The organism is Variovorax sp. KBW07, from assembly GCF_003852515.1.
Lineage (GTDB): Bacteria > Pseudomonadota > Gammaproteobacteria > Burkholderiales > Burkholderiaceae_C > Variovorax.
This window is the reverse complement of sequence record NZ_QAJK01000087.1, coordinates 1-17,882: the sequence shown is the minus strand read 5'-3', so window position 1 is coordinate 17,882 and position 17,882 is coordinate 1. Positions and strand designations below refer to the sequence as shown.

At 66.9% G+C, this 17,882-nt stretch carries 16 protein-coding genes; 11 read left to right on the top strand and 5 right to left on the bottom strand.

All coding sequences use genetic code 11. The features are described 5' to 3' along the window. Positions 1-17 precede the first annotated feature (17 nt). Positions 18-1,229, top strand: coding sequence for a D-mannonate dehydratase ManD (manD, locus tag DBV14_RS18320; protein ID WP_124460685.1), 1,212 nt, complete (start codon positions 18-20; stop codon positions 1,227-1,229). 11 nt (positions 1,230-1,240) lie between these two features. Beyond that, positions 1,241-2,746, top strand: coding sequence for a mannitol dehydrogenase family protein (locus DBV14_RS18315; protein WP_124460683.1), 1,506 nt, complete (start codon positions 1,241-1,243; stop codon positions 2,744-2,746). 4 nt (positions 2,747-2,750) lie between these two features. On the opposite strand, the gene DBV14_RS18310 is transcribed toward DBV14_RS18315, so the two are convergent. Continuing rightward, entirely contained in the window at positions 2,751-3,302 is a 552-nt protein-coding gene (locus tag DBV14_RS18310; protein WP_124460681.1) for a DUF924 family protein, read from the bottom strand. Positions 3,303-3,433: 131 nt separating this feature from the next. Between DBV14_RS18310 and DBV14_RS18305 the strand changes: the two genes are divergently transcribed. The 4 genes from DBV14_RS18305 to DBV14_RS18290 all read left to right on the top strand — a co-directional run bounded on the left by DBV14_RS18305 (position 3,434) and on the right by DBV14_RS18290 (position 6,840). Beyond that, positions 3,434-3,883 carry a CHRD domain-containing protein gene (locus DBV14_RS18305; protein WP_124460679.1) on the top strand — a complete coding sequence of 150 codons (450 nt, stop codon included), beginning with the start codon at positions 3,434-3,436 and terminating at the stop codon, positions 3,881-3,883. 65 nt (positions 3,884-3,948) lie between these two features. Then, positions 3,949-5,154: a patatin-like phospholipase family protein gene (locus DBV14_RS18300; protein WP_124460677.1), complete on the top strand. Its 1,206-nt coding sequence runs from the start codon at positions 3,949-3,951 to the stop codon at positions 5,152-5,154. 74 nt (positions 5,155-5,228) lie between these two features. Then, entirely contained in the window at positions 5,229-5,981 is a 753-nt protein-coding gene (locus tag DBV14_RS18295) for an acetoacetate decarboxylase (protein ID WP_124460675.1), read from the top strand. Between the two features lie 76 nt (positions 5,982-6,057). Continuing rightward, on the top strand, positions 6,058-6,840 hold the full coding sequence (locus tag DBV14_RS18290; RefSeq protein WP_116907322.1) for a 3-hydroxybutyrate dehydrogenase: 783 nt from the start codon (positions 6,058-6,060) through the stop codon (positions 6,838-6,840). Positions 6,841-7,005: 165 nt separating this feature from the next. Here the strand turns inward: DBV14_RS18290 and DBV14_RS18285 are convergent, their stop codons facing one another. Next, the gene (locus DBV14_RS18285; protein ID WP_124460727.1) at positions 7,006-7,959 is read right to left on the bottom strand and encodes a bifunctional helix-turn-helix transcriptional regulator/GNAT family N-acetyltransferase; all 954 of its coding nucleotides are present in this window, start codon (positions 7,957-7,959) and stop codon (positions 7,006-7,008) included. A 146-nt stretch (positions 7,960-8,105) separates the two neighbouring features. Between DBV14_RS18285 and DBV14_RS18280 the strand changes: the two genes are divergently transcribed. Beyond that, positions 8,106-10,529 carry a YgiQ family radical SAM protein gene (locus DBV14_RS18280; protein ID WP_124460673.1) on the top strand — a complete coding sequence of 808 codons (2,424 nt, stop codon included), beginning with the start codon at positions 8,106-8,108 and terminating at the stop codon, positions 10,527-10,529. Between the two features lie 24 nt (positions 10,530-10,553). Here the strand turns inward: DBV14_RS18280 and DBV14_RS18275 are convergent, their stop codons facing one another. Together DBV14_RS18275 and DBV14_RS33965 are read right to left on the bottom strand one after the other, a co-directional pair. Next, a complete protein-coding gene (locus DBV14_RS18275) occupies positions 10,554-10,934 on the bottom strand; it encodes a tautomerase family protein (protein ID WP_124460671.1) in 381 nt (126 codons plus the stop codon). Between the two features lie 59 nt (positions 10,935-10,993). After that, positions 10,994-11,434 (bottom strand): DUF1294 domain-containing protein, encoded by a 441-nt coding sequence (locus DBV14_RS33965; protein ID WP_260397112.1) that lies wholly within the window; start codon positions 11,432-11,434, stop codon positions 10,994-10,996. Positions 11,435-11,696: 262 nt separating this feature from the next. Here DBV14_RS33965 and DBV14_RS18265 point away from each other — a divergent pair, with 262 nt between their 5' ends. The 3 genes from DBV14_RS18265 to DBV14_RS18255 all read left to right on the top strand — a co-directional run bounded on the left by DBV14_RS18265 (position 11,697) and on the right by DBV14_RS18255 (position 15,760). Next, positions 11,697-12,626: a DMT family transporter gene (locus tag DBV14_RS18265; protein WP_124460669.1), complete on the top strand. Its 930-nt coding sequence runs from the start codon at positions 11,697-11,699 to the stop codon at positions 12,624-12,626. Between the two features lie 38 nt (positions 12,627-12,664). Beyond that, entirely contained in the window at positions 12,665-13,582 is a 918-nt protein-coding gene (locus tag DBV14_RS18260) for a hypothetical protein (RefSeq protein ID WP_124460667.1), read from the top strand. 84 nt (positions 13,583-13,666) lie between these two features. After that, entirely contained in the window at positions 13,667-15,760 is a 2,094-nt protein-coding gene (locus DBV14_RS18255; protein WP_260397111.1) for an esterase-like activity of phytase family protein, read from the top strand. A 39-nt stretch (positions 15,761-15,799) separates the two neighbouring features. On the opposite strand, the gene DBV14_RS18250 is transcribed toward DBV14_RS18255, so the two are convergent. Further along, positions 15,800-16,699 carry a CoA transferase gene (locus DBV14_RS18250; RefSeq protein ID WP_124460665.1) on the bottom strand — a complete coding sequence of 300 codons (900 nt, stop codon included), beginning with the start codon at positions 16,697-16,699 and terminating at the stop codon, positions 15,800-15,802. 202 nt (positions 16,700-16,901) lie between these two features. Here DBV14_RS18250 and DBV14_RS18245 point away from each other — a divergent pair, with 202 nt between their 5' ends. Further along, on the top strand, positions 16,902-17,804 hold the full coding sequence (locus DBV14_RS18245) for an SDR family oxidoreductase (protein ID WP_124460663.1): 903 nt from the start codon (positions 16,902-16,904) through the stop codon (positions 17,802-17,804). Positions 17,805-17,882 lie beyond the last annotated feature (78 nt).

Sequence of the window (17,882 nt, the reverse complement as noted above, 5' to 3'; positions counted from 1 at the left end):
TCCTCAAGTTCGACACCATGAAAATCACCAACGCCCGCGTCATCGTCTGCAGCCCGGGCCGCAACTTCGTCACGCTCAAGATCGAAACCGACGAGGGCCTGACAGGCATCGGCGACGCCACGCTCAACGGGCGCGAGCTGGCCGTGGCCGCATACCTTGCCGAGCACGTCGTTCCCTGCCTGATCGGGCGCGACGCGCACCAGATCGAAGACATCTGGCAGTACCTCTACAAAGGGGCCTACTGGCGCCGAGGCCCGGTGACCATGACCGCCATTGCCGCCGTCGACACCGCGCTGTGGGACATCAAGGCCAAGGCTGCCAACATGCCGCTGTACCAGTTGCTGGGCGGCAAGAGCCGCACCGGTGTGATGGTGTACGGCCATGCCAACGGCCGCGACATCGAACACACGGTGGACGAGGTGCTGCGCTACAAGGCGCAAGGCTACCTGGCCATCCGTGCGCAGAGCGGCGTGCCGGGCCTGGAAAAGGTGTACGGCGTGGGCCGGGGCAGCATGTTCTACGAGCCGGCCGACGCCGACCTGCCGAGCGAGCACGACTGGTCGACCGCCAAGTACCTCGAACACACGCCGAAGCTGTTCGACGCGGTGCGCAGCGCGGTGGGGCCCGACGTGCACCTGCTGCACGACGTGCACCACCGGCTCACGCCGATCGAGGCCGGCCGGCTGGGCAAGTCGCTCGAGCCCTTCAACCTGTTCTGGCTGGAAGACGCCACGCCGGCCGAGAACCAGGAAGCCTTCAGGCTGATCCGCCAGCACACCACCACGCCGCTGGCCGTGGGCGAGATCTTCAACAGCATCTGGGACTGCAAGGACCTGATCGAGAACCAGCTGATCGACTTCATCCGCACGACGGTGGTTCATGCGGGCGGCATCACCCAGCTGCGCCGCATCGCCGATCTGGCCTCGCTCTACCAGGTGCGCACGGGCTGCCACGGCGCGACCGACCTGTCTCCGGCCTGCATGGGCGCGGCGCTGCACTTCGACCTGTGGGTGCCGAACTTCGGCATTCAGGAGTACATGCGGCACACGGAAGAAACCGATGCGGTTTTTCCCCACGCCTACACCTTCGCGAACGGCATGCTGCATCCCGGCGAGGCGCCCGGCCATGGTGTCGAGATCGACGAGGCGCTGGCCGCGAAGTACCCCTACCAGCGCGCGTACCTGCCGGTGAACCGGCTCCAGCACGACGGCACGCTCTGGAACTGGTGAACACGCCAACCATGCCTCGCCTGCACCCCGACGCTTTGCCCGATCTGCCCGCCGACGTTGCATGCCCGCGCTACCGTCGGGAAGCGCTGCGCGCCGGCATCGTTCACCTGGGGGTGGGGGCCTTCCATCGCGCGCACGTCGCGGTCGTCAACGAGGCCGCGCTGCAAGCTGGCGGCGACCTGTGTTGGGGCACGGTGGGCGTGTCGCTGCGCGCGGCCGACACGCGCGATGCGCTGAAGCCGCAAGACGGGCTCTACACCCTGGCGCTGCGCGACGTGGCCGGGGACGGCAGTGCCTGGGAGTCGCTGACGATCGTCGGCAACCTGCTCGATGTGCTCGTCGCGCCGGAAGACCCGCGGGCCGTGCTCGAACGCATCGCCCATCCGGACACGCGCATCGTCAGCCTCACGATCACCGAGAAGGGCTATCACCACGATCCGGCCACGGGCGCGCTGCGACAGGATGACGCCGACATTGCGCACGACCTCTTGCACCCCGGGGCGCCGCGCACCATGCCCGGCTTCATCGTGCATGCGCTGGACCTGCGTCGCCGCCGTGGGCTTATGCCCGTCACGCTGTTGTCCTGCGACAACCTGCCTGCCAATGGCGAGATGCTTCGCGGCATCGTGCTCGCGTTCGCGCAGGCGGTCGATGCCGACCTGCGCGAGTGGATCGAAAGGCACTGCACCTTTCCCAATTCGATGGTCGATCGCATCGTGCCGCGCACGACCGATGCCGACCGGGAGCGCATCGGCGCGCGGCTGGGTGTTCAGGATGCATGGCCGGTCGTCGGCGAGCCTTTTCTGGAGTGGGTGGTGGAAGACCGCTTCGCGAACGGCCAGCCCGACTGGACGGCAGGCGGGGCGCGCTTCGTGGCGCACGCGGAACCCTTCGAGCGGCTGAAGCTGCGCATGGTCAACGGTGCTCATTCGGCGCTGGCCTACCTGGGCGCGATGGCAGGTTTTCGAACGGTCGACCGAGCCATGGCCGAACCCTCACTGCGCAACTTCATCGATGCGCTGATGCGCGACGAGATCGCGCCCACACTGCCCGTGATGGAAGGCCTCGACCTCGATGGCTACCGCATGCGGCTGCTGCAGCGATTCTCGAACGCGGCGTTGCAGCACCAGACAAGACAGATCGCAATGGATGGTTCGCAAAAGCTGCCGCAGCGCCTGCTCGGTACGGTGCGCGACCGGCTGCGGTCGAATCAGCCCATCGCCGGGCTGGCGTTGGCGGTGGCGGGATGGATTCACTACCTGCGGGGCAGCGACGAGACCGGCGCCCCGCACGACATTCAAGACCCGTTGGCGGCGGCCTTGGCCGAGAGGCTCGCGCAAGCGAACACCGCGGATTCGATGCAGGACCGTGTCGCCTTCTTCACCGGTTTCGCGCCGGTCTTCGGCGAACTCGGTGGTGAGCCGCGCTTTGTCGCGGCGGTGGCAAGCCACATGGAGCTGCTGCAGGCGCGCGGCGTGCTCGAAACCCTCGCATCATTCGACGCGCGGGCCTGCTGACGGGCTATCCCGCGAACCCACCTTCATCAAGAAACTTCTGCTCCTCGGCAGTGGATTGCCGCCCCAGCAGCCTGTTGCGATGAGGAAACCGGCCGAAGCGCGCCACGATGTCCCGGTGCAACACAGCAAAACGCTGCGTGTTCTCGTCCAGCCCCGAATTCAGTTCGACCGAACGTTCCTGCTCGTCCAGCACCTCCGAGTGCATGAACGGCAGGTAGAAGAAGCGGCGCAGCGCCTCCTCGGCTTGCAGGTCGAAGCCCGCGTCCACCGCTTTGTGCGCCACTGCCAGTGCCAGGCCGTCGGTGGCCAGCATGTGCGGGTTGTTGCGCCATGCGTTGCGTGGAAGCTGGTCCAGCAGCACCAGCAATGCCAGCGTGCCTTCCGCATCGCGTGCCCAGTGATCGAGTTCTCCGCGGGCCGCGGCCTGGTGCGCGGCCGAGAAGCGCGAGATGAACTCGGCGTCGAAGGCCTCGTTCTTTGCAAACCAGCGGTCGGGGCCGGCTTCGCGCCAGAAATCGACCACTTCGCGGGCGGTGGGGAGGGGGTTTGAAGTCATCGTTGCATTCTCTTTCAGCCTGTTGCCCGTGGCCTGGGGGCCGGTGGGCAAAGTCGGGGTGGTGGCCGACACGGCGCGGCGCCGTGGCTGCCTATGCTGTAGACGCTTTCATAACCCAGGAGACAAATCTCATGACCAGATATGGCAACCTTTTGCGCGCGGCCCTCATTACCGGTGTGGCCAGTGCCGCGCTGGCCGGCTGCGGGATGATGTCCAAGTCGAACACCGCCAGCTTCAGCGGCGCCATGAACGCGGCCAGCGAAGTGCCGCCGAACATGACGCGCGGCAGCGGCATGGCCGAGGCCTGGCTGAACCGAGACACCAATGTGCTCAAGTACAAGATCGTCTACACCGGCCTGAGCGGCCCGGCCACGGCGGCGCACTTCCACGGCCCCGCGGCCGCGGGCGCGAATGCCGGCGTGGTGCTGCCGTTTGCCAATGCCGCCAGCCCGATCGAAGGCCAGGCCACGCTCACGCCTGCGCAGGCCGCCGACCTGGTGGCTGGCAAGTGGTACGCCAACATCCACACGGCCGCCAACCCGGGCGGCGAGATCCGTGGGCAGATGCTGCCGAAGATGTGAAATCGTTCCGGGGGTGAACAACCCCTGGTCAGGCTGGTGTCGAACGGCTGGTGTCAAATGAACGCATGACGACACCAACGAAGAAGAAATCCCGTGCCGCCGCCCAACCGCTCAACCCTTTCGCAGCCCGCCGCGAAGACATGCGCAACGCCCGCAAGGCGCTGGTGCTGCAGGGCGGCGGGGCGCTCGGTGCCTACCAGGCCGGCGTGTACGCGGCGCTCAGCGAAACCAGTCTTGAGCCGCACTGGATCGCGGGTGTTTCCATCGGCGCCATCAATGCCGCGCTGATCGCCGGCAACGCGCCCGAGCACCGGGTCGACAAGCTGCGCGAGTTCTGGCACCTGGTGTCTTCGGGGCCGTCGCAGCGCCTGCCTTCGTGGCTGGGCGACCGGGCCACGCAAAACCAGTGGAGCGCCACCATGGCCTCGCTGGTGGGCATTCCGGGCTTCTTCGAGCCGCGCTATTCGCCGGCCCTGCTGTTGGGCGGGGCCGCGCCGCTGCTCAGCTACTACGACACCTCCGCGCTGAAGGCCACGCTCGAGCGCCTGGTCGACTTCGACCGCATCAACCACTGCGAGGCACGCTTCAGCGTGGGCGCGGTGAACGTGCGCACCGGCAACTCGGTGTACTTCGACAACACGCGCCAGCGCATCGGGCCCGAGCACATCATGGCCAGCGGTGCGCTGCCGCCGGGCTTCGCGCCCATCAGCATCGACGGCGACGACTACTGGGACGGCGGCATCGTGTCGAATACGCCGCTGCAATACGTGCTCGACATGCACCCGCGCTCGGAGCCGCTGGTGGTGCTGCAGGTCGACCTGTTCAATGCGCGCGGCGAAATGCCGCGCACCATGGCGGGCGTGATGGAGCGGCAGAAAGACATCACCTATTCGAGCCGCACGCGCATGAACACCGACGCGCTGGCCGCCAACATGAACCTGCAGCAGGCCATTGCCGACCTGATCACCAAGCTGCCGGCCCATCTGCGCAAAGACCCGAGCGTGCTCGAGGTGCAATCGCAGCTCACGCACGAGCCCATCGACATCTTTCACCTGATCTACCGCGACAAGCCCTACGAGCTCGAATCGAAAGACTACGAGTTCTCGCGCGCCGCCGTTGAAGAGCATTGGGAGTCGGGCGCGCGCGACATGCGCGTCACGCTGGCGCACCCCGAGACGCTGCGCGCCGACGCCACGGTGAACGGTGTCACCACCTTCGACCTGGGCGAGCACGGTTCGGGACGCGTCAAGCGGCCGGGCCTGTCGCGCTGACAAAAGGGCCGATCAGGTTCGACTAAGAAACCAGCGCCAGACTGGCCCGGTCACTTCAACAGGAGGAAATGTTCATGAACATTGAAGATGTGCGGCGCCAGGCCTTTGCGATGCCGCTGACCAGTCCCGCTTTTCCGCCCGGCCCCTACCGGTTCGTGCGGCGCGAATTTCTCATCATCACGTACCGCACCGACATGGACGCCCTGCGCGCCGTGGTGCCCGAGCCGCTCGAAGTGGTCGAGCCGCTGGTCAAGTACGAATTCATCCGCATGCCCGACTCCACCGGCTTCGGCGACTACACCGAGTCGGGCCAGGTCATTCCCGTGCAGTTGCGCAATGCCAAGGGCGTGCTCGAGCAGGGCGCGTACGTGCATGCGATGTACCTGAACGACCACCCGCCGATTGCCGGTGGCCGCGAGCTCTGGGGCTTTCCCAAGAAGCTGGCGTCGCCGGTGCTCGACTACGAAACCGACGTGGTGGTCGGCACGCTCGACTACGGCAAGGTGCGCGTGGCCAAGGCCACCATGGGCTTCAAGCACCGCGCGCTGGAGCACGCGCCGATTCTTGCGGGCATTGCGCAGCCCAACTTTTTGCTCAAGATCATTCCGCACGTCGACGGCACGGCCCGCATCTGCGAGCTGGTGCGCTATCACATGGTCGACGTGACGCTGCACGGCGCGTGGGCCGGCCCGGCCTCGCTCGAGCTGCATCCGCATGCGCTGGCACCGGTGGCGGACCTGCCGGTGCGCAAGGTCGAATCGGCGGTGCACTACATCGCCGACATGACGCTCGCGCTGGGCACGGTCGAGCACGACTATCTGGCCTGACGTCTGCTACGCGCTCCCACGCTTCCGCACGCTTCTTGCTGTCACTTTCCAACCCCAACCTCTCAAGGACTTCACCATGCAACTCAAGGACAAGGTCGCCTACATCACCGGCTCGGCCAGCGGCATCGGCAAGGAAATTGCCATCCTCTTCGCACAGGAAGGCGCCAAGATCATCATTGCAGACCTCAACAAGGAAGCGGCCGACGCCACCGCTGCCGAACTGAAGGCCACGGGCGCGCAAGCCATCGGCGTGGCTGTCGACGTGACCAACGAAGACCAGGTGAATGCCTCGGTCGAAGAGGGCGCCAAGGCCTTTGGCGGCATCGACATCCTGATCAGCAACGCCGGCATCCAGATCGTGCATCCGGTCGAAGAGTTCAGCTTCGCCGACTGGAAGAAGATGCTCGCCATTCACCTCGACGGCGCCTTTCTCACCACCAAGGCGTGCCTGAAGCACATGTATGCGCAAGGCCGTGGCGGCAGCGTGATCTACATGGGCTCGGTGCACTCCAAGGAAGCCTCGCTGCTGAAGGCGCCTTACGTCACCGCCAAGCACGGCCTCATCGGGCTGGCCAAGACGGTCGCGAAAGAGGGCGCCAAGCACGGCGTGCGCGCCAACGTGATCTGCCCGGGCTTCGTGCGCACGCCGCTGGTCGAAAAGCAGATTCCCGAGCAGGCCAAGACGCTGGGTATCAGCGAGGAAGAAGTCATCAAGAACGTGATGCTCAAGGAAACCGTCGATGGCGAGTTCACGACCACGGAAGACGTGGCGCGCGTGGCGCTGCTGTTCGCGGGGTTCCCGACGAATGCGCTGACCGGCCAGTCGCTGGTGGTGAGCCACGGCTGGTTCATGCAGTAAGGGATTTCTTCGTTCTTTCTTTCTCCCTCCCCTTCGGGGGAGGGTTGGGGTGGGGGCTCGCGGCACTCATTCAATCGCGGCGCCTGATCCAGGGCCTGCCCCCATCCCAGCCTTCCCCCGGGAGGGGAAGGAGCAAGACGCAAGGCAGCAGAAGCCGCGCTACAACTACAGCTTCAGCTCCCAGGTCTCCCCCACGAGTTCCTGCTTGCCATAGCTCTCGTGCGTCTCCGACTTGACGAGCTGAAACCCGCGCTTGGCATAGATGCCGCGCGCGGCCAGCAGGCAGCTGTTGGTCCACAGCACCATCTTCTTGTAGCCCTTGCGCCGTGCGAAGGCGATGCATTCGTCCACCAGGCGGCCGCCCAGGCCCAGGCCGCGTGCGGCCGGTGAAAGGATGAGCAAGCGCAACTGCGCCACGCTGGCCGACTTGCGCACCACGAAGATCGAGCCCATGCGTTCGCCGTTGAGTTCGGCAATCCAGCAGCGCTCCCATTCGGGCTGGAACTTCAGCAGAAACTCCCCTGCGATCTGCGCCACCAGCGCCTCGAAGCTGCTGTCCCAGCCATATTCGCGCGCATAGATTTCGCCGTGCTGCTGCACCACCCAGCCGATATCGCCGGGCCCCGGGTCGCGCAGGATCACGGTTTGCGGCTTGGCCGGGGCGGCTGCCGGATCGAGCAGCGCCTGCATCGTGCCCATGGCCTGGACCAGCTGCGCGCGCTGGGCCGGCGCGAGCGGGGCGAGCAGGGCGGCGGCCTCGTCGCGGGATTTCTGTTGCAGCGGCGCAAACGCGGCGTGGCCGGCGTCGGTCAGGTGCAACACGCTTTGCCGGGCATCGCGCGCATCCGGCGCGCGCGTGAGCCAGCCTTCGGTCTCGAAGCGGCGAAGAATGCGGCTCAGGTAGCCCGCATCGAACCCGAGGTCTCGGCCGATCTCGCTGGCGATGGGCATTTCGCGGTGGGCCAGCTCGTACAACACGCGCACATCGGTCAGTGACATGGCGCTGTCCAGGTAGGGATCGAGTGCGCCGATGCGGCGCGTGTAGAAGCGGTTGAACTGCCGGATCGCCTTGACGGCGGCGGTATCGATGCTGGTCGATGGTGTGGACATGGTTGCCATTGTCATTCAAATAATTGCCTGAAGCAATCATATGAAGACCGTGGGCAGCCCCGGTCACTGGATGTTTGTCGCGACAGGGGTGCTGGAAAACCCTAAAATCGAGGGTTGCCCACAACAGTGCCGCCACAGCGCTGTCATTCCCACCGATGAACGCCCCCGTCGACGTCTCCTTTTTCGCGCGTGCCGCCAAGCCGCTGACCAGCTACCGCAAGTACTGGGCGGCCCGTTTCGGCACGGCCAAGTTCCTGCCGACCACGCGCAAGGAAATGGATGCGCTCGGCTGGGACAGCTGCGACATCATCGTGGTCACGGGCGATGCCTACGTCGACCACCCCAGCTTCGGCATGTCCGTCATCGGCCGCATGCTCGAGGCCCAGGGCTTCCGCGTCGGCATCATTGCCCAGCCCGACTGGCAGAGCGCCGAGCCCTTCAAGGCGCTGGGCAAACCGAACCTGTTCTTCGGTGTCACCGCCGGCAACATGGATTCGATGATCAACCGGTACACGGCCGACCGCAAGATCCGCAGCGACGACGCCTACACCCCCGGCGACGTCGGCGGCTCGCGCCCCGACCGCGCGGCCATCGTGTATTCGCAGCGCTGCAAGGAAGCCTGGAACGACGTGCCCATCATCCTGGGCGGCATCGAAGGCAGCCTGCGCCGCATCGCGCACTACGACTACTGGTCGGACAAGGTGCGCCGTTCCGTCGTCGTCGATTCCAAGTGCGACCTGCTGCTGTACGGCAACGCCGAGCGCGCCATCGTCGAGATCGCGCACCGCCTGGCCGCCAAGGAGCCGGTGCAGCGGATCACCGACGTGCGCGGCACCGCCTACGTGCGCCGCGAAACGCCAGAGGGCTGGTTCGAAATCAACTCCACCAGCGTGGACGAGCCGGGCCGCGTCGAGGCGCACGTCAACCCCTACCTGATGGTGTCCGAGCAGGCCAAGGCCAACGGCGCCACCTGCGCCAAAGAAGACGAGGCCGAAGCCGTCGCCAAGGCCGCGGAAGCCGCGGGTCCGGCCGGATCATCGATGCCCGCATCGGTGGTCAACCCCGCCATCAAGCCGCTGACCTTCATGCCGAACCCGGCGCTGCAAAGCCGCGGCAAGATCAGCGTGCCGCCGCGCGACCGCTCGGTGATCCGCCTGCCTTCGTACGAACAGGTGCGCAGCGACCCGGTGCTCTACGCGCACGCCAACCGCGTGCTGCACCTGGAAACCAACCCCGGCAACGCCCGCGCGCTGGTGCAGGCGCACGGCGAGGGCGCCACGGCGCGCGACGTGTGGATCAACCCGCCGCCCATTCCGCTCACCACGGCGGAAATGGACTATGTGTTCGACCTGCCGTACGCACGCAGCCCGCATCCGCGCTACGCCGACGAGAACGGCAGCCACGACGGCGCGACCAAGATCCCCGCGTGGGAAATGATCCGCTTCAGCGTGAACATCATGCGAGGCTGCTTCGGCGGCTGCACCTTCTGCTCGATCACCGAGCACGAAGGCCGCATCATCCAGAGCCGTTCCGAAGAATCGATCATCAAGGAGGTCGAGGCCATTCGCGATTCGGTCAGCGGCTTCACCGGCACCATCTCCGACCTGGGTGGCCCCACGGCCAACATGTACCGCCTGGGCTGCAAGAGCCCCGAGATCGAAGCGGCCTGCCGCAAGCCCAGCTGCGTATACCCCGGCATCTGCCCGAACCTGGGCACCAACCACGACCCGCTCATCAAGATCTACCGCCGCGCGCGTGCGCTGCGGGGCATCAAGAAAATTCTCATCGGCTCCGGCCTGCGCTACGACCTGGCCGTGCAGTCGCCCGAGTACGTGAAGGAGCTGGTTCAGCACCACGTGGGCGGCTACCTGAAGATCGCGCCCGAGCACACCGAGCAGGGCCCGCTCACGAAGATGATGAAGCCCGGCATCGGCAGCTATGACAAGTTCAAGCAGATGTTCGAGAAGTTCTCGGCCGAGGCGGGCAAGAAGCAGTACCTCATTCCGTACTTCATTGCCGCGCATCCGGGCACCAGCGACGAGGACATGATGAACCTCGCGATCTGGCTCAAGAAGAACGGCTTCCGCGCCGACCAGGTGCAGACCTTCTATCCAAGCCCGATGGCCACGGCCACGACGATGTACCACACCAACAAGAACCCGCTGCGCAAGATCACGCGCGAGAGCGAGACGGTGGACATCGTGCGCGGCGACAAGCGCCGCCGCCTGCACAAGGCCTTTTTGCGCTACCACGATGCCAACAACTGGCCGCTGCTGCGTGAAGCGCTGAAGAGCATGGGCCGCGCCGACCTGATCGGCAACGGCAAGCACCACCTCATCCCGACGTGGCAGCCGCTGACCGACGGCGGCTACACCAGTGCGCGTCGCAAGAACTCGACCTCCGCGCCGGCGGTTGCGACAAAGGCCAAGGCCGCCGCGCCGGTACGCCTGGCGCCGGTCAAGCCGTCGAAGGGCCGCATGCTCACGCAGCACACCGGCCTGCCTCCGCGCGACAACGGCAGCGGTAGTGGCGGCAGCGGCGGCAAGCCGATCAACAAGCCTTCGCGCAAGGTTCGCTGACCGGCGGCGCGTGGCGGGCAACCGCTATGCGTATTGCATCTCGCCGTTTCCGAACGACCAGTTCTCCTTCATCACCTCGACGAGGTTGATGAACACGTCCTCGCGCCGGATGCCCAGCTTCTGGTGCAGATCGTCGGCCACGCGCTTGTAGAACGCCTTCTTCATCTCGACCGTGCGCCCCTGGTTCAGCGTGATCTGGATCAGCACGAAGCCCGGCGAGTACGTGATGCCCAGATAGCTTTGCGGATGCACCAGGTCTTGCGCGGCATGCCGCGTGATGACCTGGAACTTGTCGTCCTTCGGCACGTTGATGGTCTCGGTCATGGCCTGGTAGATGAGGTCGCCGATGGCGGGGCCCAGCGTTTCCGGTGACGCGTCGGACAGTTCGATTCGAACGAGTGGCATGGTCGGTTTCTCGCGAACAACAAAGGGAAATTTCAGTCTGGCACAACACGCATCCGGCGTCAGGGTGCGAACGGAATGCCCCGCAGCCAGACTGCCCAGGCCAGCACCGCCGCGCAATGAAGCGCGACCGTGGCGCGATACACGAGCAGGAAGCTGCGCTTGCTCGACTTGTGGCGCAGCAGCCTTTGCGCGGCCCACGCGCCCGGCCAGCCGCCCGCCAGCGCGAACAGGTGCAGGGTGCTTTCCTTCGTGCGCCAGCGGCCCGTGCGGGCGGCGTGCTTGTCGAGCGCATAGGTCACGAAGGCAAGCAGGCTCAGCCCCGCGACGACGGCGAACACCAGCGGTGGCAGGCGGTCGAGCCAGACGGCCGCGCCGAGCAGCACGCCATAGGCCAGGATGAAAAGCAGGCCCCATGAGGCCGGTGATCCGGCGGCACTCGCGCCGCGACCGCGCGGTCTGCTGCTGCCGAGTCGGACCTCTTCCGAGCCTTGGCGTTTCATGGTTGCGAGCGGGCGGGAAGAGGGCGCATGGGCGGCGATTCTCTCTTGCCGCCGGCAGGTGCCGCTTCTATCATCGGCCGCTCATGCATCTGCACCACTCTCCCCCTCCGTCGACCCGCAGCTGACGCGCGCCTCGTGCCGCGCTCAGACCCGCAAGTGGTCGCCGCCGTCCGCCTTCTTCGCGAGGGCCGGGCGACGGCCGGATGGTCATGCCCGCCTTCGACAAACAGAGCGCGGCGGGCTTCATGGAGAGTTTCAACCAATGAACGCAAGAACGTCTGCCGCCCTGGCCTGGGGCGGTGTATTGCTGGCCGGTGCGCTGTGGGGCGGCGGCGCGCTGGTGGCGCAATTTCTCATCGACGGCGGCATCGCGCCGCAGAGCCTGTCGCTGGCGCGCTTCGCGCTCGGCGTGCCATTGCTGTGGTGGCTGCACTGGCGCGCTCAGCGCACGCGGCCCGCTCCGGCCGATGCGCGCTGGCGCCACCTGGCGCGGCGCGAGCAGTTCCAGGTCATCGGCACGGGTGCCGCGATGGCGCTCAACGTGAGCTGCTGGTTCGCGGGCATCGTGCACCTCGGGGCCGCGTTGCCGACGGTCATTTCGATCTGCTGCGCGCCGGTGATCGTCGTGCTGGTGTCGGTCGCTCGCGGCTACGAGCGCTTCGGCCTGCGCCTCGTTGCGGGGCTGCTGCTGGCGCTCGCGGGCGTGGCGCTGCTGGTGATGCCCGCCGATGGATGGGGGCCGTTGCCGAAGGGCCATGCCGTTGGGCTGGCCTGGTCGTTCGGCTCGGCCTTCTGCTATGCGCTGGTGGTGCTGGGCAATGCGCGCATGCCTGCGCGCGTGCCGGCCGTCACCGCGTCGGCCTGGGGCATGAGTGTCGCGGCGCTGTGCATGCTCGCGGTCGCGTGGCCGACGGGCATCACCTGGCCGGGCGGCACGGCCCAATGGCTGGGCGCGGCCTACACCGGGGTGGTCACGACCTCGGTGGCCTACCTGGCCTTTGCCTGGGGTGCGAGGCGCCTGTCGCCCACGGCGGCGGTGGTCGGCACGCTGATCGAACCGCTGGTGGCGGCCTTGCTCGCGGCGCTGCTGCTGGCGGAACCGATGGCGCCGCGCCAGTGGGCGGGGGCGGTGCTGCTGGCGGCCGCCATGCTGCTGTTGATGCGAAGAAACAGCGCCGTTCGGACCGACTGACGGCACGGGGCGGGCGGTCCGTTGTATCGTGTGCTCCCATGAGCAGATCGCCACACATGCCGGCACCCTGGACGTGCATCCTGGCGGGAGCGTTGCTGCTCTGCGCTGCACTGCAGCAAGCGATGGCCGCCGCACCCGAAGCGTCGTCCGGTAGCGCCCAGGCCCAGGCCCTCAAGGCCACCCACCAGCGCATGAGCGACAAGCTCGACCGCAGCAGCCTCGGGCGCCCGATCCAGCTAGATTCCATCGAGACGCCCGGCGGGCTGCAGGGCGACGTCTACGCCGTGGTCGAGCATCCGCTTTCCGAGATCAGCGCCGAGCTGAAGGGCGCTGGCCACTGGTGCGACGTGCTCACGCTGCACATCAACAACCGTCGTTGCCGCATCGGCACCGATGCGGAAGGGCGGGTGACGCTGACGCTGTACGTGGTGCGGCGCTACGACAAGCCGCTCGACCAGGCCTTCGAACTGCCGTTCATCTACCGCGTGACCGGCGCCTCGCCCGAGCACCTGTCGGTGGAACTGTCCGCCGCCAACGGTCCGCTGGGCACCAGCGGCTACAAGGTCACGCTCGAGGTGCTGGCGCTCGACGATCGCAAGAGCTTCCTGCACTTCAGCTACAGCTACGACCACAACATGATGGTGCGGCTCACCACGCAGGCCTACCTGGCAACCTTCGGGCGCGACAAGGTGGGCTTCACGGTGACGGGCAAGACGGCCGACGGTAAGCCCGACTACATCCGCGGCCTGCGCGGGTTGGTGGAGCGCAATGCCATGCGCTACTTCCTCACGCTCGACGCCTACCTGTCGGCCCCGGCTTCGGACCAGGCCGAGCGGCGGCAGCGCCATTGGTTCGCGGCGGCCGAGCAGTACCCGCGGCAGCTGCACGAAGTCGAACTCGACACTTACCTCGCGCTCAAGCGCGAAGACCGGCAGCGCGAAGGCGCCGGCCGCTGAAGATTCACGGGCTTGTCATGTGCCGCGGCGTTAATCGCCGGGGCCTGTGCGTGTTGTTGCACCGGCGCACAACAAGGACAAGCAATGCAGAAGACAAGAGGATCGAGGATGGGGTGGCTGGCGCTCGTGGGTGCCGGCGCGTTGATGACCGCCTGCGGCGGCAGCGGCAACGGCGGAGGCGGCTGGCCGTTTCCGGTGGGCGGCGGGGGCACGAACCCTCCGGCCGCGCAGTCGAAGACCGGCACCTTCCTCGACGCAGCGGTCGAGGGCCTCGACTACACCGCCGGCAGCAACGCCAAGGCCAGCACCAATGCCAATGGTGAATTCACCTGCAAGGACGGCGAGACCGTGGCCTTCAGCGCCGGCGCGCTGGTGCTCGGCAGCGCCGCATGCGGCACCGCGATCACCCCGCTGACCCTGGCCGGCGGCAGCAACGTGAAGGCCGATGCGGTCGTCAACCGCCTGCTTGCGTTGCAGAGCTTCGACGAAGACCGCGATCCCTCGAACGGCATCCGCCTGACCCCGGCCCTGAAGGCCGCGCTCACGGCCGGCGCGCTCGATTTCAACGCCTCGGCCGACGCATTCAACACCGCGCTGAACGCGGTGCTCGCGGCACTGCCCGCTCCCTACAATGCGCGCATGGTCGATTCAAGCCGCCGCGCTCTGGCGCTGGAGCACTTCGAGGACACGCTGGCTTCGCGCCTCGGTACGCCGGTGACCGAAACCTCGACGCAGACCAACACGCTCGGCGCCATCGGCATCAGCGTGACCCGCTACCAGATGCAGGCCGATGCCAGCTTCAACGTGCCGTACGAAGGCGACAACGAGAAGACCAAGGCCGACTTTCCCAAGGGCTTCCTGCCGGCTTACGGTTCGGGCCTGGCGTTCAAGGGCAAGGCCGACGACGGCACGCTGGAGTTCTATGCCATTACCGACCGTGGCCCGAACGGCGACGGACCGACCGCACCCGTGCCCAATGGTGGTGGCGCGACCAACATCAGCAAGGTGTTCCCCGCACCATCGTTCGCGCCGAGCTTCGGCGTCGTGCGCATCGGCAAGACCGGTGCGGTGCTCGCATCGAGCCTTTCGCTGAAGGTCGATGCCAGCGGCAAGAAGGTCACGGGCCTGCCGCCGCAGACGGGCATCGGCTCCACCGGCGAAACGCCGCTGACCGACCGCTATGTGTTCGATGCCAACAAGGCCAACTACGACGCCAACGGCCTCGACCCCGAGACGCTGGTGCTCGACAAGGCGCGCAACGTGCTGTGGACCAGCGACGAGTACGGCCCGTTCATCGCGCGCATCAACATCGCGACCGGCGTGATCGAGAAAAAGTACGCGCCCGGCAGCGGCCCCGCCGACCTGCCGCTGGTGCTGTCCCAGCGCCGCCCCAACCGCGGCATGGAAGGCCTGACGCTCGACGTTGCCAGCGGCAAGCTGCATGGCTTCCTGCAGAGCCCGATCGATCCGAAGGACGGCGCGGGCAAGTCGATCCAGGCCAAGCCACCGGGCGGCAGCAAGACCGATGTGCGCCACATCGCGAAGTTCACGCGCTGGCTCGAGTTCGATCCGGCCACCGAAACATCGAAGCTCTATGCCTATCCGATCGACGGCAGCCAGTACGACAAGGACCGCACCGGCAACGCCAAGCTCGGCGACGTGGTGAGCCTGGGCAACGGCCGCTTCATCGTCATCGAGCAGGGTGCGCGCAAGAGCGACGGCAAGGTGTTCAACAAGCTGATGCTGGTCGAGCTGCCAGCCAATGCGACCAACATCGCGGCCGACGACTACAACCTCGAAATCAGCAGCATCACCCAAGCAATTTCAGGTACTTCCGACTACTCGAACGTGGTGACGATGCGCAAGACCGAGCTGCTCGACCTGAACGCATTGGGCTGGCTGGCCGAGAAGGCCGAATGCCTGACCGTGGTGGACGACCAGACCCTGGCACTGGTGAACGACAACGACTTCGGCCTGAGCACCATCCTGCTCGACGCCGACGGCAAGACCGTGGCAGGCAGCATCGAAGACTGCACGGTGGATGCGGCCGGCGCGATCATCGCCAAGTGCCCGCCCGGTGTGACCGGTGCGCGCATCACGCGTGGCAGCGACCTGGAGCGGCCGACGCGCATCTGGCTTATCAAGCTCGACCGCAAGCTCAGCGAACTGCACCTTTGACGACCGGTCTCCGATTGACCCGCCTGCTGCAGTTGCGGGTCAGCCGGCCAGCGTGAGCAGCGGCACGTCGCGCTCGCGGCCCATGGCTTCGAGCTCGGCGCGCGTGCGCACTGCCAGCCAGGCGGCCAGCGCATCGTGCGTGGAGCTTGCCTGCATGTCGCGCGATGCCACGCCCGCAGCCTCGCACAGGCGCGCCGCGAAATGCGGCTCCAGCGCCGCGACCGCCACGCGGCCGTCGGCGCACGGGTAGACGCGGTAGCCCGCATGGGCGCCGCCGACCGCGCCCGTAGGCTGCGTCAGGCCCCAGGTGCGCGGCAGCGCCAACCAGTCGGCCGAGGCGTTCAGCGCCACTTCGAGGTACACGCCGTTCGCCTGGCTGCTCTTGCTGCCCTGGCTTTCTTCGCGGGCGCGCAGCAGCACGGCCTTCAGCACCGCTTCGCTCGCGAGCAGGGCACCGCCCATGTCCGCATACAGCGTGGGCGGCAGTTCGGTGCCCGTGACGAGGCCGCTCTCGGCCAGGTAGGTGAGGTCGTGGCCCGGCTCCTCGGCGCGCTCGCCGGGCGCTCCGACGATGGCCACTTGCGACAGCGACGGGTGTCGCGCCTGCAGCGCGGGCCAGTCGAGCCCGAGCTTGCGCAGCGCGGAGGGGCGGAACGAGGTGAGCAGCACATCGGTCTTCGCGAGCTCGGCGTGCAGCTGCTGTTGCCCCGCTTCGGTCTTCAGGTCCGCGGCCTGGATTGCGATGCCTTCGTGCAGCGCGGTGTAGGCCGGCTGGTTGTACAGGCCCATCGGGTCACCGCCCGGCGGCTCGAGCTTCAGGCAACTGGCGCCCATCTCGCGGCAACGCAACAGCGCGGCCGGACCCGGCAAATTGAGCGCAAGGCTCAGGACGCGCACGCCTGCAAGCGGCTGGAAAACGGGGGCGGTGGCACTTGGCATGGGCGGATGTCCAGGGAACGGGTTGCTATGGATTGAGTAGCGAGCCCCACACGGGGGCTGCAGGTTAGGAGACTTATTTTCAGGCAGCCCGCGTTGCTGGTGCGCAGAGCCAGATTTCGCAAGTCATGGCGTGTGGGTCGCGCGTAGCATGCGCGATGGCAGTGCTTTCCCTTGCCGCTGCCGCAACGACAAGGAGACGAACATGTTTGAAGCTTCCCTCATGAGCGGCCAGCGCATCCTCGTGACCGGCGGCGGCACCGGCCTCGGCCGCGCGATGGCCGAGCGCTTCCTGAGCCTGGGCGCCGACGTGGCCATCTGCGGCCGGCGCCAGTCGGTCTGCGAGGAAACGGCGGCCGAGTGGCGCCAGCAGTTCCCGGGCCGGCGCATCGACACTTTCGGCGTGGACATCCGCGTGGCGCAGGCGGTCGACGAGATGGTCGAGAGCCTGTTCCAGAGCGGTGGCCTGACCGGGCTGGTGAACAACGCGGCGGGCAATTTCGTGTCGCCCACCGAGAGCCTGTCGCCGCGCGCCTTCGATGCCATTGCCAACATCGTGTTCCATGGCAGCTTCTACGTGACGCAGGCCGTGGGCAAGCGCTGGGTGGCGCAGGCCAAGTCGGGCGAGTGGAAGCAGGGCGACGCCTTTCGCAGCGTGATGAGCATCATCGTGACGTGGGTCGACAACGGCAGCCCGTACGTGGTGCCGTCGGCGATGAGCAAGGCGGGCATCGAGGTGATGACGAAGTCGCTGGCGGTGGAGTGGGCGCGCCACGGCATTCGCCTGAACGCGGTGGGCCCGGGCGAGATCCCGACCGAGGGCATGAGCAAGCGCCTGAATCCGGGCGAGGAGCCGGGCGCGCGGAGCAAGCAGAACAATCCGATGGCACGCACGGGCCGCATGAGCGAGCTGCAGAACATCGCATCGTTCCTGATGGCACCGGGTCAATGCGACTGGCTCACGGGCCAGAGCATCATGATGGACGGCGGCAATGCGCTGGCCAATGGCGGCAATTTCTACGAGCTGCGGCAGTGGAGCGACACCGATTGGCAGGACGCGCGTGAACGCATCGAGGCGCAGAACCAGAAGGACAAGGCGCAGCGTTGAGCGCGTGTTGCGGCTGCTGTTTTGGAGCGGGGTCGGGGTCGGGTTCGGGGGCATTCAGGGCGGGTGCGACTGACACCG

Excerpts from the sequence above, each read along its gene's own strand:
- DBV14_RS18300 (WP_124460677.1), top strand. The coding sequence starts at position 3,949 with ATGACGACACCAACGAAGAAGAAATCCCGTGCCGCCGCCCAACCGCTC.
- DBV14_RS33965 (WP_260397112.1), bottom strand. The coding sequence starts at position 11,434 with ATGAAACGCCAAGGCTCGGAAGAGGTCCGACTCGGCAGCAGCAGACCG.
- DBV14_RS18250 (WP_124460665.1), bottom strand. The coding sequence starts at position 16,699 with ATGCCAAGTGCCACCGCCCCCGTTTTCCAGCCGCTTGCAGGCGTGCGC.
- DBV14_RS18260 (WP_124460667.1), top strand. The coding sequence starts at position 12,665 with ATGAGCAGATCGCCACACATGCCGGCACCCTGGACGTGCATCCTGGCG.
- DBV14_RS18285 (WP_124460727.1), bottom strand. The coding sequence starts at position 7,959 with ATGGCAACCATGTCCACACCATCGACCAGCATCGATACCGCCGCCGTC.
- DBV14_RS18295 (WP_124460675.1), top strand. The coding sequence starts at position 5,229 with ATGAACATTGAAGATGTGCGGCGCCAGGCCTTTGCGATGCCGCTGACC.
- DBV14_RS18265 (WP_124460669.1), top strand. The coding sequence starts at position 11,697 with ATGAACGCAAGAACGTCTGCCGCCCTGGCCTGGGGCGGTGTATTGCTG.
- manD (WP_124460685.1), top strand. The coding sequence starts at position 18 with ATGAAAATCACCAACGCCCGCGTCATCGTCTGCAGCCCGGGCCGCAAC.
- DBV14_RS18310 (WP_124460681.1), bottom strand. The coding sequence starts at position 3,302 with ATGACTTCAAACCCCCTCCCCACCGCCCGCGAAGTGGTCGATTTCTGG.
- DBV14_RS18280 (WP_124460673.1), top strand. The coding sequence starts at position 8,106 with ATGAACGCCCCCGTCGACGTCTCCTTTTTCGCGCGTGCCGCCAAGCCG.
- DBV14_RS18315 (WP_124460683.1), top strand. The coding sequence starts at position 1,241 with ATGCCTCGCCTGCACCCCGACGCTTTGCCCGATCTGCCCGCCGACGTT.
- DBV14_RS18290 (WP_116907322.1), top strand. The coding sequence starts at position 6,058 with ATGCAACTCAAGGACAAGGTCGCCTACATCACCGGCTCGGCCAGCGGC.
- DBV14_RS18255 (WP_260397111.1), top strand. The coding sequence starts at position 13,667 with ATGCAGAAGACAAGAGGATCGAGGATGGGGTGGCTGGCGCTCGTGGGT.
- DBV14_RS18275 (WP_124460671.1), bottom strand. The coding sequence starts at position 10,934 with ATGCCACTCGTTCGAATCGAACTGTCCGACGCGTCACCGGAAACGCTG.
- DBV14_RS18245 (WP_124460663.1), top strand. The coding sequence starts at position 16,902 with ATGTTTGAAGCTTCCCTCATGAGCGGCCAGCGCATCCTCGTGACCGGC.
- DBV14_RS18305 (WP_124460679.1), top strand. The coding sequence starts at position 3,434 with ATGACCAGATATGGCAACCTTTTGCGCGCGGCCCTCATTACCGGTGTG.